Raw genomic sequence first — 15,245 nt, 5'->3', positions numbered from 1 at the left:
AATTCAAAGATACTCATTTACCAAATTTATTCCTAATCCCTTTCCAACGCAAATTCCGAATAAATTTCCCTTCATCTTTAGAAACCAGATACTCTTTTTTATTTGATTTAGCTCTAAAATAACCAGACATATAATCTCTAAACAACTGGAAGTTTCCTTTTTTGTAAGCCAATTTTAAAGCAGAAATTAACGTGATCCAAAATCCATAACGCATTTTAAACATCGCTTCTCCTTGTAAATATTTAGAAGCTTTATTGTAAGATTGTCCAGTTGGTTTTAAATGTTTGACATGAAGCGTGTCATCAGTTAAAATGTCCCAACCATGATATTTTGCCAACAATTCGTCAACCGTGTCCCAACCCATGGATGGTTTTAATTGCCCTATTTGATTGAAACAATCTTTTCTATATGCTTTGAGTGCGCCTCTTATATGATCTTTGTTGGTTAGATTTTCTAAAACCCATTGTCCATTTTTTTCTATATAGCAAAACCCAGAAGCCATACCCAATTTTTTGTTCGATTTGAAATGGTTGGCTAATAGTTCTAAATAATTCTCAGGAAAAATTAAATCAGCATCAAACTTACAGATGATGTTATAGTCGGCATCCAGTAATTCCAAACCTTTATTAAAGGCATGAATTATTTTTGAACCGGGTAAATGCGTATCTGACGATTTTGAATTTACTAATGAAATCCAAGGAAATTTTGAGGCATATTCTTCAACAACGTTTTGTGTACCATCACTTGAATTATCATTAACGACAACCAACTTTTTTGGCAATACCGTTTGAGCAACCAACGATTCCAAAGTTTTACCGATGTAATCTTCTTCGTTATGTGCTGGGATGATGATGTGGAAGTTCATTAAAATCTCAATTACTGAATTCCAAAGCTAGGCAAACTCAATTGGAATTTGATGCTTTTTCAGCATAAACGATATAATAACGAGGCGTGAAACGTCTCAAAATAGGTCGAATTCCGAATTTATTTACTGGATTGGTCCACTTTTGACTGTCCTTAATAATCCAGCCTGTTTTTTCTAAAAGCCAATCAAGTTGCCAGTCTTCAAACTCATGGAAATGTCTGTCTCGCATATCTGTTTTACTTCTGTAAGCTGAAGCGAACCATAATTTTAAAGGCACACTAATGACTATTTTATCGGCTTTAATGGATTTTAAAACTTCATAAGGCGATAATAAATGTTCAAAAATTTCAAAAGCAGTTACAACATCAACATTGGAACTCTCAATTGCTGATTGATTGTCATCCAAATCTTCTCCTGTGGTATTTGTGACCGAATATCCTTCAGAAATCATAATTTCAGAAAATGGATTTTTTACGCCTAAATCTAAAATGGATTCCGATGTATTGATATGTTTTTGTAAAAACTTAAGTGTATGTTTAAAGCGTTTATTTGGATATGTTTTTTCGTACATCTATCGAAGTGTGAATCTGTAAATTCTAATACTGATAAACAATAGCATTAATATTCATACCAGCTCCGACGCTTGCAAACATAATGACATCGCCTTTATTGATGCTTTGACAGTCAAGCTGTCCTTTTAAAATCATATCATATAAAGTGGGCACGGTTGCCACACTAGAATTGCCAAGCGTATTAATGGTCATTGGCATAATACCTTCTGGCATTTCCATATGGTATAGCTTGTAAAACCGTTGTACAATCGCTTCATCCATTTTTTCATTCGCCTGGTGAATCAATATTTTTTTGACATCAGTAATGGATTTACCACTTTGTTCCAAACAAGATTTTAAGGCCTTAGGAACATTGGAAAGTGCAAATTCATAAATCTTACGACCATACATTTTTATATATCTGCGTTGGTCTGTAATTTCAGGATTATTGGTTTCTCCAAAAAATATAAAATGGGCTTCGTCTAAAGCGTAAGTTGCGGATTCGTGCGCTAGGATCCCACCTTCCTCAGTACTTTCTTCTATAATTACCGCACCAGCACCATCACTATAGATCATGGAATCCCTATCATGCTTGTCTACAACTCTAGAAAGGGTTTCAGAACCAATAACCAAACAACGTTTAGCGAGACCAGAGCCGATAAAGGCTTTAGCTTGAATAACACCTTCTATCCAACCAGGACAACCAAAAAGTAAATCGTAACCTACACATTTTGGGTTCTTTATTTTCAATAAATGCTTTACACGGGAAGCAATACTGGGTACAGTATCACTTTGTTGGTTATTGTGTTTTAGGTCACCATAATTATGGGCAACTATAATATAGTCGATGGTTTCTTTATCGATGTTGGCATCTTCAATAGCTTTTTTTGATGCAAAAAAGGCCATGTCAGAATTCACAAATTCATCTTTAATGTAACGACGTTCCTGAATCCCAGTTATGGCTTTGAATTTTTCTACAATAACTTCGTTCGGGCTATTAATAGTCGATCCATCTGCATTAAGAAATTGATGATTGTAAAAATCCTCATTCTTTTCTATAATGCTAGGTATATAACTTCCTGTTCCGGTTATTCTGATCGCCATAGTTATTTTAATTTCAATAGTACGAAGCTAGTTAATATTATAGAATTTTCTATAATTTGTCTATTTAAAGGTGTAATTTTTAATAAATTCTTAAAAATCGGTATATATAATTTAAAAAACATAAAAAAGCATCACGTTTCAGCACGTTTTGTAAAGCAATTTTTAGGCTTCTATAAAATCTTCAATTGGCGCACAGCTACACATTAGATTACGATCGCCATAAGCATCATCCACACGTCTTACGCTTGGCCAGAATTTATTGTCTCTCACAAATTCTAAAGGAAATGCAGCAGCTTCTCTAGTGTAAGGTAACAACCATTCATCTGATGTCAGCATATCTAGAGTGTGTGGTGCATTTTTAAGCATATTATTGGGCTCATCTTTATCAACGGTATCAATCTCTTTTCGAATTGAAATCATGGCATCGCAAAAACGATCCATTTCTGATTTACTTTCGCTTTCGGTAGGTTCGATCATCATGGTTCCTGCAACTGGAAATGAAACCGTTGGTGAATGAAAACCATAATCCATTAAACGTTTAGCAATATCAGTGACTTCAATACCATTGGCTTTAAAATCACGACAATCAATGATCATTTCGTGAGCAGCCCTTCCCTTTTCGCCAGAATATAAGGTTGGATAAGATCCTTTTAAACGTTCTTTAATATAGTTGGCATTTAGGATCGCTACTTCAGTTGCTTTTTTCAAACCTCTATAACCTAACATTTTGATATAGCCATAAGAAATAAGACATACTAAAGACGACCCAAACGGTGCTCCGGAAATGGCTGAAATGGCTTGATGACCTCCTGTTTTGATTATTGGATTTCCAGGTAAAAAAGGAACTAATTGTTCGGCCACACAAATTGGGCCAACGCCTGGTCCACCGCCTCCATGTGGTATCGCAAAGGTTTTATGTAAATTTAAATGACATACATCTGCACCGATATTCCCTGGATTGGTTAAACCTACTTGGGCATTCATGTTGGCACCATCCATATATACTTGTCCACCATTATCGTGAATAATCTGCGTGATATCTTTAATCGCAGATTCATAAACGCCATGTGTAGAAGGGTAGGTGACCATTAGTGCAGACAAATTATCTTTGTGCAGTTCCGCTTTTTCCCTTAAATCATCAACATCAATATTTCCATTTTCCGACGCTTTTGTTACAACCACTTTCATCCCAGCCATTACAGCACTTGCAGGATTTGTACCATGTGCAGATGATGGAATTAAACAGATATTTCTATGATGGTCGCCTCGAGATTCGTGATAAGCTTTGATAACCATCAATCCGGCAAATTCTCCTTGAGCGCCAGAATTAGGTTGAAGCGAAGTTGCAGCAAAACCCGTAATTTCGGATAATTGATTTTCAAGTTCATTCAGCATCAATTTATAACCAATAGGTTGGTTTACTGGTGCAAATGGATGCATGTTTCCCCAATTTGGCCAACTCAATGGTAACATTTCCGACGCCGCATTTAGTTTCATGGTACAAGAACCTAATGAAATCATAGAATGGTTTAAGGCTAAATCTTTGCGCTCTAAACGTTTTACATAGCGCATTAATTCAGTTTCAGAATGATAGCTATTGAAAATTTCTAGAGTTAAAAAATCAGATTGACGTTTTAAATCCTCAGGAATGGTCTCCGTATGCGATAGGGTTTCAATTTTGTCTGTGGTATTTCCTGTTACAGCTTCAAAAATTGAAATAATTTCATTTAAATCTGAAATGGTAGTCGTTTCATTTATAGAAATAGTTACGGTATGTGTATCTGGATAGTGAAAATTAACTTCGCTTTTTTCAGCTTCATATTTCACTTTTACCGCATCAGCTTTTATCTGCAGTGTATCAAAATAATGTGAATTCGATTGTTCCAATCCTAAATTTACCAAAGCATCGGCCAGCGTAGAAGCAGAATTTTTAACTTTATCTGCAATAAAAGTCAAGCCTTTTGGGCCATGATAAACCGCATACATTCCTGCCATAACAGCCAGTAAAACTTGCGCTGTACAGATATTAGAAGTTGCTTTGTCACGTTTAATATGTTGCTCGCGCGTTTGCAGAGCCATTCGCAACGCTCTGTTACCGTTAGTGTCTTTTGTAACGCCAATAATACGACCGGGAACATCACGTTTATAAGCTTCTTTAGTAGCAAAATAGGCCGCATGAGGCCCACCATAACCCATCGGAACCCCAAAACGTTGTGTCGTTCCCACTACGACATCTGCACCAAACTTTCCTGGTGCTTCGAGCTTAACTAAACTTAAAATATCTGCAGCAACAGCGACTTTAATGTTTTTGGCGTTGGCTTGTTCTATAAAAGATTTTATATCTGTAATCTGACCGTTTTTACCAGGATATTGTAGTAAAGCACCAAAGTATTCATCAGAGAGATTGTATTCAGCTTCATTACCAATTACCAATTCAATACCAATAGGATTTGCTCTGGTTTCCAATAAATCTATAGTCTGTGGTAATACTAAATCTGAAACAAAAAACTTATTGACATTAGCTTTCTTTTGGCCACGTTCCCTAACGGCAAATAATAATGCCATGGCTTCTGCTGCTGCAGTACTTTCGTCCAAAAGTGATGCATTTGCAATTTCCATACCTGTTAAGTCCATAACCATGGTTTGGAAATTCAATAAAGCTTCTAAACGGCCTTGGGCAATTTCAGCTTGGTAAGGTGTATAAGCCGTGTACCATCCTGGGTTTTCTAGAATGTTACGTTGAATAACGGCAGGTAAATTAGTAGGGTGATAGCCTAAGCCAATATAAGATTTATAGACTTTATTGAGTTGCGATAATTTATAGATATGACTCAAATACTCCTGTTCACTCATGGCGGCATCCAGGTCTAAATCGTTTTGTAGACGTATATTATCTGGAATGGTTTCTGTAATTAACTGCTCCATACTTGAAACACCAATAGTGTCTAACATGGCTTTTTGGTCGTCTGAACTTGGGCCAATATGTCTGAGTGCAAATGAGGTTGTATCCATATAAAAAATAACTATTTATTTTAATTTGCAAAAGTACGGATTTACCCTTGTTTTTTAGTTAAGGAAAACTAAAGTTTTTAACCGAAACTAGAGGTTATTAACACAATGTGTATTTTTGTTTATGCACATATTCAAACACATCTTTCACTTTTATTTGAATAGTAGTATTCATGTGGCGTTGGCAGCTTGTGCATTGACGTGGGTTTCACTCGTTGAATTGGAGTTGGGATATGATCAAAACCTGTTGTTATTTGTGTTTTTTGCTAGTGTTACCGGTTATAATTTTGTGAAGTATTTTGGTGTGGCCAAATTTCATCATCGCAGTTTAGCAGGCTGGCTAAGGTTTATCCAAGGGTTTTCATTGTTGGCTTTTTTAGCGATGTGTTATTTTGCTTTTTCTCTTGAAATAGAAACCCTAATCCTCATTGGAATTTTGGGAACCATTACCTTCTTTTATGCGATTCCTATCATGATTCCTAGACAGTTTTTGTTTGATGACCATAAAAATTTAAGGCAAATTGGAGGTATAAAAGTGTATGTTATTGCTTTGGTCTGGACATTCACTTCTGTTATTTTACCAGTAGTAAATAATGAAATGTCTATAAATGCTAACATCATCATTCTAACTGTGCAACGCTTCTGTTTTGTATTGGTTTTAATGTTACCGTTTGAAATAAGGGATTTGAATTATGATAGTATAAAATTAGCAACCATTCCTCAAAAAATTGGCATAAAAAAAACCAAGTTTATGGGCGTTTTATTGTTAATGATTTTTGTGATCTTGGATTATTTTAAAGAGCAATTCAAAGAAGAAGCTTTCATCTCCACATTGGTCATTACCGCAATTACATTGCTTTTTTTGTTGTTTTCAAACAAAAACCAATCGAAATATTATAGTGCGTTTTGGGTGGAAAGTTTACCAATAGTTTGGTTGTCAATTTTGTTGTTGCTTAGCTAACTCGTCGTTAAATTGATTTTGAAGTCTAATGCGTTCTTCAGTTTTAAGACAGTTTAATTCAGAATTTTTTATGCTTTCCGTTAGCTTGTTATTGTTTTTGGAATACGATTTAGTAACGTTACACCAAAAAAGGCGTAAACCTAATTTTATGCGTTCCCAAGAAGTCGCCTCATCATATTGTGCTTTATCACAAATGTGTTTTGCCTCATCGCAACTTATAAACAAAAAACCTTTTTTCATTCCCATCATAGCCTTCCCAAAGAGAAGGAAATTTTATTATTTAAACCAATTTTTTTCCATGCATTCTGCCAATGCAGTTCTAGCTCTATGGATAATTACCCATAGATTAGACGCAGTAATATCCAATTCATTACAAATAGTTTCTGTATCGTATCCCAGAATTGTTTTCATCTTAAAAACATCGGCTTGTTTTTCCGGTAGTTTTGCTAAACAATCGTAGATGGCATCACCTAATTCAGAATTGACTAAAGTATCTTCAGCCGTTTTGTCAAAAGGGTCAGCTACGCGTTCTTCCAGCCAATCACCTTCGGATTCTTCATTATTGATATAACCCATTCGCACTTCAGCCTTACCTTTTTTAGAATTTATTTTTCGGTAATAATCAATAATTTTTCGCTTTAAGATTGAAATTAGCCATGTACGTTCACTAGCCTCTCCTTTAAAATTTTTCATGGATTTTAAGCCAGCCAAAAAAGTTTCAGAAATTAAATCCTGAGCAATAAGGCGATCATTTACACGTGTAATGGTGTAATTGAAGAGGTAATCTGAATATAATTTTACCCAATTATTTGGGTCTATTTGATGCTTAGGCATTTTCGTTTTTCATTGCTGATTCAAATGTAGTTTAAAAAATTGAGAAATAAATTATGGGTTAAGACACGAATTTCACGAATTAGTACGAATTTTTTTAAAATGTTTGATTAGTCATTTGTGGAGATTCGTGAAATTCGTATCAAAAAAATGAACAATGAATAAATGAATAATTAATTTTATTTCAGAAGTACGTTTATTGCATTTTCAAAAAATTGATTAATTAAAGTTTAAAAATTTCAGGTTAATTTAATGGACAGACTAGTTCTTATTTTAATGAATGGTTCTTTTATTTTTAACAGAAACTTCAGAGCCTTCGGCAAGAATAACGGAAGTTGGTTCTGACGTTTTGGAATGTCTAGTTTAGCTGGGACGAATTTTTACGGTCATAAATTATATATTTGAATTATGGCAAAAAGATATGACAATGAATTAAAGGTTACAATAGTAGAACTATTGCAATCAGGAATGAAAGCAAAACAAATAAGTGAGGATTATGGTGTTGCTACCAGCCTTATAAGTCGCTGGAAAAAGGATTACGAGGCTAAATCTGGAGACTTTTCCAAGAAAAGAGAACTTACTATGGAAGAGCAAGAACTTAAATCGTTACGTAAAGAATTACGAGATGTAAAAATGGAGCGTGATATCTTAAAAAAGGCAGTAAGCATCTTTTCCAAGAGCGACCACTAAAATATCAATTCATTTTATCAAATGAATCAGATTTTGTGGTTGAGAAGATGTGTAAATGTATGCATGTCAGTAAAAACGCATATTACAATTGGCGTAAGAATAGGGATTTAGTAAGGACTAAAGACTCTGTAATATTACTAAAGGAAAGGATTAGAGCTATTTTTGAAGATAGTAAAGAGATTTATGGAAGCTGTAGAATACAGAAAATGTTAGAACGAGAAAACTTGAATTATTGCCGTTCCTATATTGCAATATTGATGAAAGAAATGGGGTTAAAAAGTGTTTTAAAAAGAAAGTTTGTAAATACAACAGATTCCAAGCATAACTTTCCATTGGCTAAAAATGAGCTAGATAGAGAATTTTCAAGTTCAACAATAGGAGAAAAATGGGTGTCTGACATCACTTACATTAGAGTAAATGACAACTGGAATTATCTAACAACTATTATAGATTTAGCAGACAGAAAGGTTGTAGGATGGGCGTTAAGCGAAGATATGACTGTACAGAATACGGTGTTAAAAGCTTGGATTCATGCCAGAAGAAATCGAACTATTTCAAATAATTTCATATTTCATTCCGATAGAGGCGTTCAGTATGCAGCCAATACAATGACAAGTATTTTTTCTTTCAATAGCAATATAACACAATCCATGAGTAGAAAAGGGAACTGTTGGGATAATGCAGTAGCAGAAAGCTTTTTTAAGACCATTAAGCACGAATGGCTATATCGGTTTAAGTTTACGTCATACTTACAGTTATTTGACAAAATAAGCCAGTACATTACTTGGTATAATACTAAAAGAATTCATTCAAGCTTAGATTACTTAACACCACTTGAAATGGAACTTAAATTAAAACGAATTATTAACAATGCGGCCTAAAAAATTAGTCCCATTTTTATTAGGTAGTCCATTTGAAGATTTTTGAAACGTTGACCATAGTTATCTTCAAAATTCATGTTCACATTAAAATCAACTACTTTTAGTTGTCGCCAAGTAGGATGAACAACCTCATATTCATAGGTTTTATTGCCGTGTTTAGTGTAGCCAAAATAATGTTCAGTAATAAATTGTTCTTCTGAATTATCCCTAATACTAGAAAAGTCTTTTTCGGTTTTTACGGAAATAGATTGCCATTTTTGATTTGATCTCCATTGGTATTGAAACTCGTTATAATTTTGATGCTCCATCCAGCTGTGCTTCATTTTACTTGTTTGATAATGCTCATGATATATGGTGTTTGCCACGAATGTAATTAATGCTTTCGGAACGATTTCTTTAATAAAAACAACCCCTCTCTTGCCGTTATGTTTAACATAAAACCGAAGATTCACTTCTTCAAAGTTGATATGGAACGGAAGTTTTAATCCTAAAACTTTTGTATTCATAAACATAAACCCAACCACGCTAACATAATATTTACCGTTAAAACTATCGAGTTGTGTTCCTTTTGGTACAAATGGTTTTAAGATATTTGGATCAATCTCGTAATTAATGAGAATGAGGTTTTTCCAATAGGCTTTTAAAAATGTCATGCTTTATTTTTTTAATAGATTTTCTATAGCAATTTCAATATCTGTGTATAAAAATAAGAAACCGCTATCTGTTAATCGTTTTGGAATTACATTTCTACTTTTTAGTACCAGTTCAGGTTCTGTACCAATTAATTTCGCACCAAATTTAAGAAGCCACTTTGGATGTGAGATTCCGAAGGGCATTTCTAATGTGTTACGTAAAGTTTTCATTAAAACGGCATTTGTTGTGGGTTTTGATGAGACAATATTAAAAGTACCTTCGAAAGGTTTTTCAATTAAAAAATTAATTGCTCTAGCGAAGTCCGTTTTGTGAATCCAACTTACTTTTTGTTTTCCGTGCCACTGTTTGCCACCTAGACCAAATTGTGTTAAGCGTTTTAAGGGAATTAGCGCACCACCACTTTTTCCTAATACAATTGCTGTTCTTAAAATAACTTTTTTTGTTTTTGGTGTTATAATACTGTTGAAAGCGGCTTCCCAAGATTTGGCAATATTCATAGAGAAATCATTACCGATATCGCCATCTATTTCGGTCATCTCTTTAGTATATGAACCTTCGTAAATAGTTGATGTAGACATGTTCATCCAAACTTTTGGTGGATTTTCGCATAAGTTTACAGCTAAGCCTAAAATGTGAGTAGAGTCTATTCGAGAATCGTAAATCAGTTTTCTGTTGGCCTCAGTATATCTACAATCTACAGATTTTCCTGTGAGATTGATGAGCGCATCTGCACCTTCTAACGATGCGGTCCAATGGTCTAATTCCTTAGCATTCCAATAGATATGATTTGGTTTTGTGGGTTTTCGAGTTAGGATTTTAGTGTCGTATCCCTTTTTAGAAAAATAGGATTCTAATACCTGACCTAAAAAACCTGTTCCACCAGCTATGATTATGGTTTTCATGATTAAGAAATTTTAGTGTTAGGAATTACTTGCCTCGATTTGCGTCTGCCTCTAAAAAATAGATACAGATTTAAAAATAACATGATGCCAAGATATATTGTGAATCCGCCTATCTTTTTACTAAGAATTTCCATTAATGTTTGGTAACTCATTTCTGAGTAAGAGCTGGAATATATTTTCATGATAAAAAGAGCGAATCCAATATTTATAAGATAGAATCCTATTTCAAACAGTCTATTAGTTGCCAAAGCAATTTCTTCCTTGCCTTTAAAAATGTCAATCATAAATAATCTCCCGTTTTTGAATAACATTTTTGAAATATAAATAGTCAATACAATAACTATTGGTAAGTAGATAATGTAGCCGATAATGATTTTTGAATTTTCCATGGTTTATTGATTTAAGAGTTTTTGTTTAGTGACGTATTTTAAAATAACAATATTGTTATAATGCATGATTGCTAAGAGGATTACAATTCTGCCTATTGTTATACTTAAGGAATTAATCATATCTATTGCGTTTTCTAAATGTTCCCAATAGGCAATAGTTAAAATGGCGTAACCAATATTAAGTAAGTAGTAACCGATCAATAGCAATTTGTTAATGCTGGTAACCAATGGTTTGTTTTGGTTGAATAAATGCGATAAGAATACGTCACCATTTTTGTAAAATAACCAACCAACTTTTAGCATTATGAAAGTGATTATAGGCAGATAAATTAAATATGTTAGGCTATTGAAACTCATTTTATAGACTTAAGATTAATAATAAGACAACGACACGATAGAGCAACCAAGTTGCCGATAAATACTTGGGTAATTCTAAAATCTTAACACGTCTCAAATGTTCAAGTAACATTAAAGTCACTGTTAATCCGAACCAAGCGAGTAAAGCTATTTCTGGTATTACGAAGAATGAATTGATTATTAAAACAGGAATTAAAAACAGACTTCCCATTAATGAAACTGTCATGAGATTTCCGAGGTAATTAATTTGTTTGTCAGACTTTAATTTTGAAATGAAGAGCGCTTGAAATCCAATTTGTCCTAAAGCGATTAAACATTCCCGTAAAAAATTAGATTCTGGAATAATACTAATCATTCTACTAAAGTTGAAAAGAACGAGACTTGTGATTAAAGTTGCGATCAGAATATAAATGTATCTGTATTTATAGTTAAAATCTGGTACACATTGAAGCTTTTGGCTGCTGTCTTCCTTGTTCGGAATTATGACTTTTCGGTTAAAGGAAATAAAAGAGTATAATTTTTTAAGTCCGAGTTTTACAGGTTTTAAATTACCGATTTTTTCTACCCATGGCATTGAGTTTCCAATCACCCTAAGTAAGCTATCAATTCCATAAATAACAGTTTTGTTGTTAGTGTCAAAAAGCGCGATTTCATTTGTTGCTCTTTGGAGGTCTATAAAGTGTTGTTCGTCATTATTTAAATCACAATAGGCTTTACGACCATTACTGTCTAGCATTTTGGCTTTAATAAATCCTCTTGTATATACGTTACATAATGGACAATCTTTGTCGTAGAGTAGGGTCTGGTTTTGTAGTGTTTTCATGTTTTCATTTATTTTAAACTTTCAGAAAAAATTGAAAGTTTTATTTAAAAAATATATGGGCTATTTCATCAGTTTAAAAACAGACTTCGTTAACCAATTTTGTTTTTGATTGACCATTTTATTCATTAGGACATCTAAATCTTGTGTTAAGCTATGCAACGCTTTGGTCTGTGTAATGAGTTCCTTGGTTTTTTCAGTGCCATCATCTTTAATGGAAGAGACGTCTTCCAAAACTTTAATGACTGGTTTTATTTCTCTTCTGCTACGTTCTTTGGCAACAATGCGAGCCAATTCTTGTACGTCTTTTTCCGTGGTGAAAAACTCTTTTCGTTCCCCAGAGATTAAAACTTTGGTTACAATTCCCCAATCCATAAGCTGTCTTAAATTCATGCTCGTATTGCCACGGGAAATTTTAAGATCTTCCATAATATCTTCCATAGACAATGGCTTGGTGGATATAAAAAGCAAAGCTTGTATTTGTGCCATGGCTTTGTTAATGCCCCAAAGTGACCCTAAACTTCCCCATGTACTTATAAATTTTTCTTTTGCTTCTTGATAATCCATAGTTCAAATATACAATAATATTTAAACTTTCAATAATTATTGAAAGTTTATTTTTAAATAAAAACTGATAAAAAGATAAAATGACATATTATTAAGTTATTGGTATAACTTCAAAATGGAATTGGGCTCTGTTGAATTTTTGCATTTTATTTACAAATTTATTAAATTCATTTATGTACTTTGAATCTTTTACTTTTTGGTGATTAAGCAAAAAAGTCAATAGACTCTGACTGTTTCCCAATATCGTTAATAGGTCTTTAGATAGTTCGAAACCATTAATATTTGATTTTTTAATAGCTATTTTTATTATGTCATCTACTGTTTGTGTTTCTAGGTATTCCAAAGCAGCTACTCTTATTTTCTCATCTATTTCGTAACTTTGATTAATACCAGAACCCTTGTTGTCTGTTTTTAAAGTATTTTTTAAGAAGCCAATAAAATCTTCATCGATGGTTCTATGTGTTTCTATGTATCCTAGAAAAGCATTGTTTAAAATATTTTGTGCTTCTTCACTTTCTATAGGAAAAGATTCTTTAATAAATTGTGATATACCCATACCATCGTTGATAAGTGAATTTAGAACATTAAGCTTGAATTTGCTAGTGCTCGAGGTAAAAACATCTTTTATAAAATCGTTGTGGTTTGAACTACGTATTCCAATGTTAGTCCAGTTTCTACTGTAGCTGCACTTTCTTAAAAGTGCTTCATACTCAAATCCTATAACATTATTGGATTTATTACTCTTATGCTCAGCTAAATAAAATATTGATTTGATGATTTTTTTATAGTCATCAAAACTCTTATAATTATTGATAGAATAAAATCTCTTTAATAAATCATGTTCGTATCCTTTTGATATGCTTTGAGTGATATATTCCAACAGCTTATTTAAGCTATCATTTCTCTTAACCAAAAACTCAGGATCATTTAAAGTTATTTCTCTGAGCCGATATGAAAAATAATTTTCATATTTAGAAACGTTTATTAAGGAAAGATGGTTGACTTGTTCTGGGTTAAAAACAATACTCAAAATATTCTTTATTTTACCAATATTCAAATAATTAATATTAAGGTTGTGATATTTTTCCATAACTGTCTTGTAAATATTCTCCTCATTTTCATCTTTACGCAAAGAATAACACTCAAAGCGATTTGAATTTTTAACAATGAAATTATTATTCTTAGATTTTAGAATTTCATAGATGCTGGAATATTTTATTCTTAATATTTCAATCAAAATCAAATCTTTAAAATCAATATTTCCCTTCAAATTTTCATAATTCATAATTAGGCCATTTGATAGGAGCACTACATCTCTCATGCTCTGAATATTCTCTTCAAGTGATTCAGAAATTTTTGTTTGTACTTTTGGTAAAATTACATTTGTGAAAGTATCTTTTTTATCAGGAAAGTAAATGGATAAATTCTCAAACAATTTTTGTCTAAGTTCTATTGGATTGAAATTAGGAAGATTGATTTCTAATTGAAAAATTTTCTCTAAAAAACCCTCTTTATTATATGAATTATATCTTGTTAAAGCATTAATTATATAATTTCTATCATATGCAACTAGGAAGAAAGTATTTTTGAAATCTGCGGTATTTCTAATTATTCTTAGAATTTCAATGATTTCATCATTGTCTAGTCTGTCTAAATCATCAATAAAAACGATTATTTTTTTGTCAATTCTATTTATATTCTTTTCAATCTCCTGCTTTAAAGCTGAAAGAGTTTTGTCCTTCGACAAAACAGTAGATAGAAGTTTATAGGTTGATTTTGTACTATCAATTTCATTTAATGCTAATAGTTTTCGTGAATAGTTATTTAAATGTCTTGAAATATTAGAATTATATTTGTTTAATTCTTTTTCAAAAGTTTCAAAAAAATCTGATATAATCGCTTTAGGGCTCTCAATATTCCAAGGACTAAAATCAATTTGGATTATGTTCGAGTCTTTACTAATAATTTGTTCTTTTATAAAATTCAGGAATGAGGTTTTACCAGTTCCCCATTTTGCGTTAATACCTATTGCAAATGATTTGTCCGCAGTAGTATTTAGAATTTTTTCTGTCATAATTTGAGCATAATCGGAATATTTTAATTGGTCATCAGAAATATTAGTTAATGGTTTATCAACAATAAAACCTAATTGTTTTTTCTTATTACTTTTTGTTCGTTTTGCGAAATAAGTTTTTGTCATCAAAATGATTACTATAATTGAAGCAACTAATAATAGGTCAGCATAGTAAATTTTGTCTGATAAACTGGATTGTGAATATTCCCACCAGTTCTTCATTCGATTTATGAAATAGATGGCAGAAAGGGATAACAAAATAGCATAAGTTACATTTGGGTAATATTGTCTTTTCCAAAACTTAATTGTTTTGAATATCAAGTATGAAATAACGGACCAAAAAATTATATCATTATACCAAGCTCGTGATGATACGTATTTTAAAACTGGGTTAATCAGGATTTTATTAATTAATAAGTTTATTGGAGTATGTAAAATAACATATAGTCCAATTAAAAATGTAAAGACTAACATTTCGTTTTTATATTCTCGGTAATTGCTTTTAGTTTTTTTCTGCTTCATAAAGAATTCTTCTGGTAATCATAAAATTAGATAAAATTATTAATGTGTTATCATATTTTAATTAACAA

Annotated in this window: 15 protein-coding genes; 2 read left to right on the top strand and 13 right to left on the bottom strand. The window is 32.4% G+C overall.

Annotated elements, in window-relative coordinates:
- Window positions 1-13: 13 nt before the first annotated feature.
- The 4 genes from HM987_RS14440 to gcvP all read right to left on the bottom strand — a co-directional run bounded on the left by HM987_RS14440 (window position 14) and on the right by gcvP (window position 5,532).
- Window positions 14-865, bottom strand: a complete 852-nt coding sequence (locus HM987_RS14440) for a glycosyltransferase family 2 protein (protein WP_179008754.1) — start codon at window positions 863-865, stop codon at window positions 14-16.
- Between the two features lie 37 nt (window positions 866-902).
- Complete coding sequence (locus tag HM987_RS14435) at window positions 903-1,436, bottom strand: class I SAM-dependent methyltransferase (protein ID WP_179008753.1); 534 nt, start codon at window positions 1,434-1,436, stop codon at window positions 903-905.
- 25 nt (window positions 1,437-1,461) lie between these two features.
- A complete protein-coding gene (locus HM987_RS14430) occupies window positions 1,462-2,520 on the bottom strand; it encodes a 3-oxoacyl-ACP synthase III family protein (RefSeq protein ID WP_179008752.1) in 1,059 nt (352 codons plus the stop codon).
- A 162-nt stretch (window positions 2,521-2,682) separates the two neighbouring features.
- Window positions 2,683-5,532, bottom strand: coding sequence for an aminomethyl-transferring glycine dehydrogenase (gene gcvP, locus HM987_RS14425; protein WP_179008751.1), 2,850 nt, complete (start codon window positions 5,530-5,532; stop codon window positions 2,683-2,685).
- A gap of 121 nt (window positions 5,533-5,653) precedes the next feature.
- Here gcvP and HM987_RS14420 point away from each other — a divergent pair, with 121 nt between their 5' ends.
- The gene (locus HM987_RS14420; RefSeq protein ID WP_179008750.1) at window positions 5,654-6,490 is read left to right on the top strand and encodes a UbiA prenyltransferase family protein; all 837 of its coding nucleotides are present in this window, start codon (window positions 5,654-5,656) and stop codon (window positions 6,488-6,490) included.
- On the opposite strand, the gene HM987_RS14415 is transcribed toward HM987_RS14420, so the two are convergent.
- On the bottom strand, window positions 6,467-6,730 hold the full coding sequence (locus tag HM987_RS14415; RefSeq protein ID WP_179008749.1) for a hypothetical protein: 264 nt from the start codon (window positions 6,728-6,730) through the stop codon (window positions 6,467-6,469). The two genes, HM987_RS14420 and HM987_RS14415, sit on opposite strands and share 24 nt — an antisense overlap.
- Window positions 6,731-6,766: 36 nt before the next feature.
- A complete protein-coding gene (locus tag HM987_RS14410) occupies window positions 6,767-7,324 on the bottom strand; it encodes a sigma-70 family RNA polymerase sigma factor (RefSeq protein ID WP_179008748.1) in 558 nt (185 codons plus the stop codon).
- 405 nt (window positions 7,325-7,729) lie between these two features.
- Here HM987_RS14410 and HM987_RS14405 point away from each other — a divergent pair.
- Window positions 7,730-8,892 (top strand): IS3 family transposase gene (locus tag HM987_RS14405; protein WP_179005723.1). Its coding sequence is split into 2 segments (ribosomal slippage): window positions 7,730-7,967 and window positions 7,967-8,892, totalling 1,164 coding nucleotides; the frame shifts between segments, so codons are not numbered across the junction.
- Here HM987_RS14405 and HM987_RS14400 read toward each other — a convergent pair.
- The 7 genes from HM987_RS14400 to HM987_RS14370 form a co-directional block, all read right to left on the bottom strand.
- Window positions 8,889-9,545, bottom strand: coding sequence for a YqjF family protein (locus tag HM987_RS14400; protein ID WP_179008747.1), 657 nt, complete (start codon window positions 9,543-9,545; stop codon window positions 8,889-8,891). The two genes, HM987_RS14405 and HM987_RS14400, sit on opposite strands and share 4 nt — an antisense overlap.
- Before the next feature lie 3 nt (window positions 9,546-9,548).
- Window positions 9,549-10,448 carry a TIGR01777 family oxidoreductase gene (locus HM987_RS14395; RefSeq protein ID WP_179008746.1) on the bottom strand — a complete coding sequence of 300 codons (900 nt, stop codon included), beginning with the start codon at window positions 10,446-10,448 and terminating at the stop codon, window positions 9,549-9,551.
- A gap of 2 nt (window positions 10,449-10,450) precedes the next feature.
- Window positions 10,451-10,837, bottom strand: a complete 387-nt coding sequence (locus HM987_RS14390) for a hypothetical protein (protein WP_179008745.1) — start codon at window positions 10,835-10,837, stop codon at window positions 10,451-10,453.
- A 3-nt stretch (window positions 10,838-10,840) separates the two neighbouring features.
- A complete protein-coding gene (locus HM987_RS14385) occupies window positions 10,841-11,140 on the bottom strand; it encodes a hypothetical protein (protein ID WP_179008744.1) in 300 nt (99 codons plus the stop codon).
- A 55-nt stretch (window positions 11,141-11,195) separates the two neighbouring features.
- Window positions 11,196-12,017: a DCC1-like thiol-disulfide oxidoreductase family protein gene (locus HM987_RS14380; RefSeq protein WP_179008743.1), complete on the bottom strand. Its 822-nt coding sequence runs from the start codon at window positions 12,015-12,017 to the stop codon at window positions 11,196-11,198.
- A 60-nt stretch (window positions 12,018-12,077) separates the two neighbouring features.
- Window positions 12,078-12,581, bottom strand: a complete 504-nt coding sequence (locus HM987_RS14375; protein WP_179008742.1) for a GbsR/MarR family transcriptional regulator — start codon at window positions 12,579-12,581, stop codon at window positions 12,078-12,080.
- 91 nt (window positions 12,582-12,672) lie between these two features.
- Window positions 12,673-15,177, bottom strand: coding sequence for a KAP family P-loop NTPase fold protein (locus tag HM987_RS14370; RefSeq protein ID WP_179008741.1), 2,505 nt, complete (start codon window positions 15,175-15,177; stop codon window positions 12,673-12,675).
- Window positions 15,178-15,245: the final 68 nt, after the last annotated feature.

Source organism: Winogradskyella forsetii, from assembly GCF_013394595.1.
Classification (GTDB): domain Bacteria; phylum Bacteroidota; class Bacteroidia; order Flavobacteriales; family Flavobacteriaceae; genus Winogradskyella; species Winogradskyella forsetii.
Note: the sequence above shows the minus strand (reverse complement) of the source record. Positions and strands in the feature narration are given on the sequence as shown.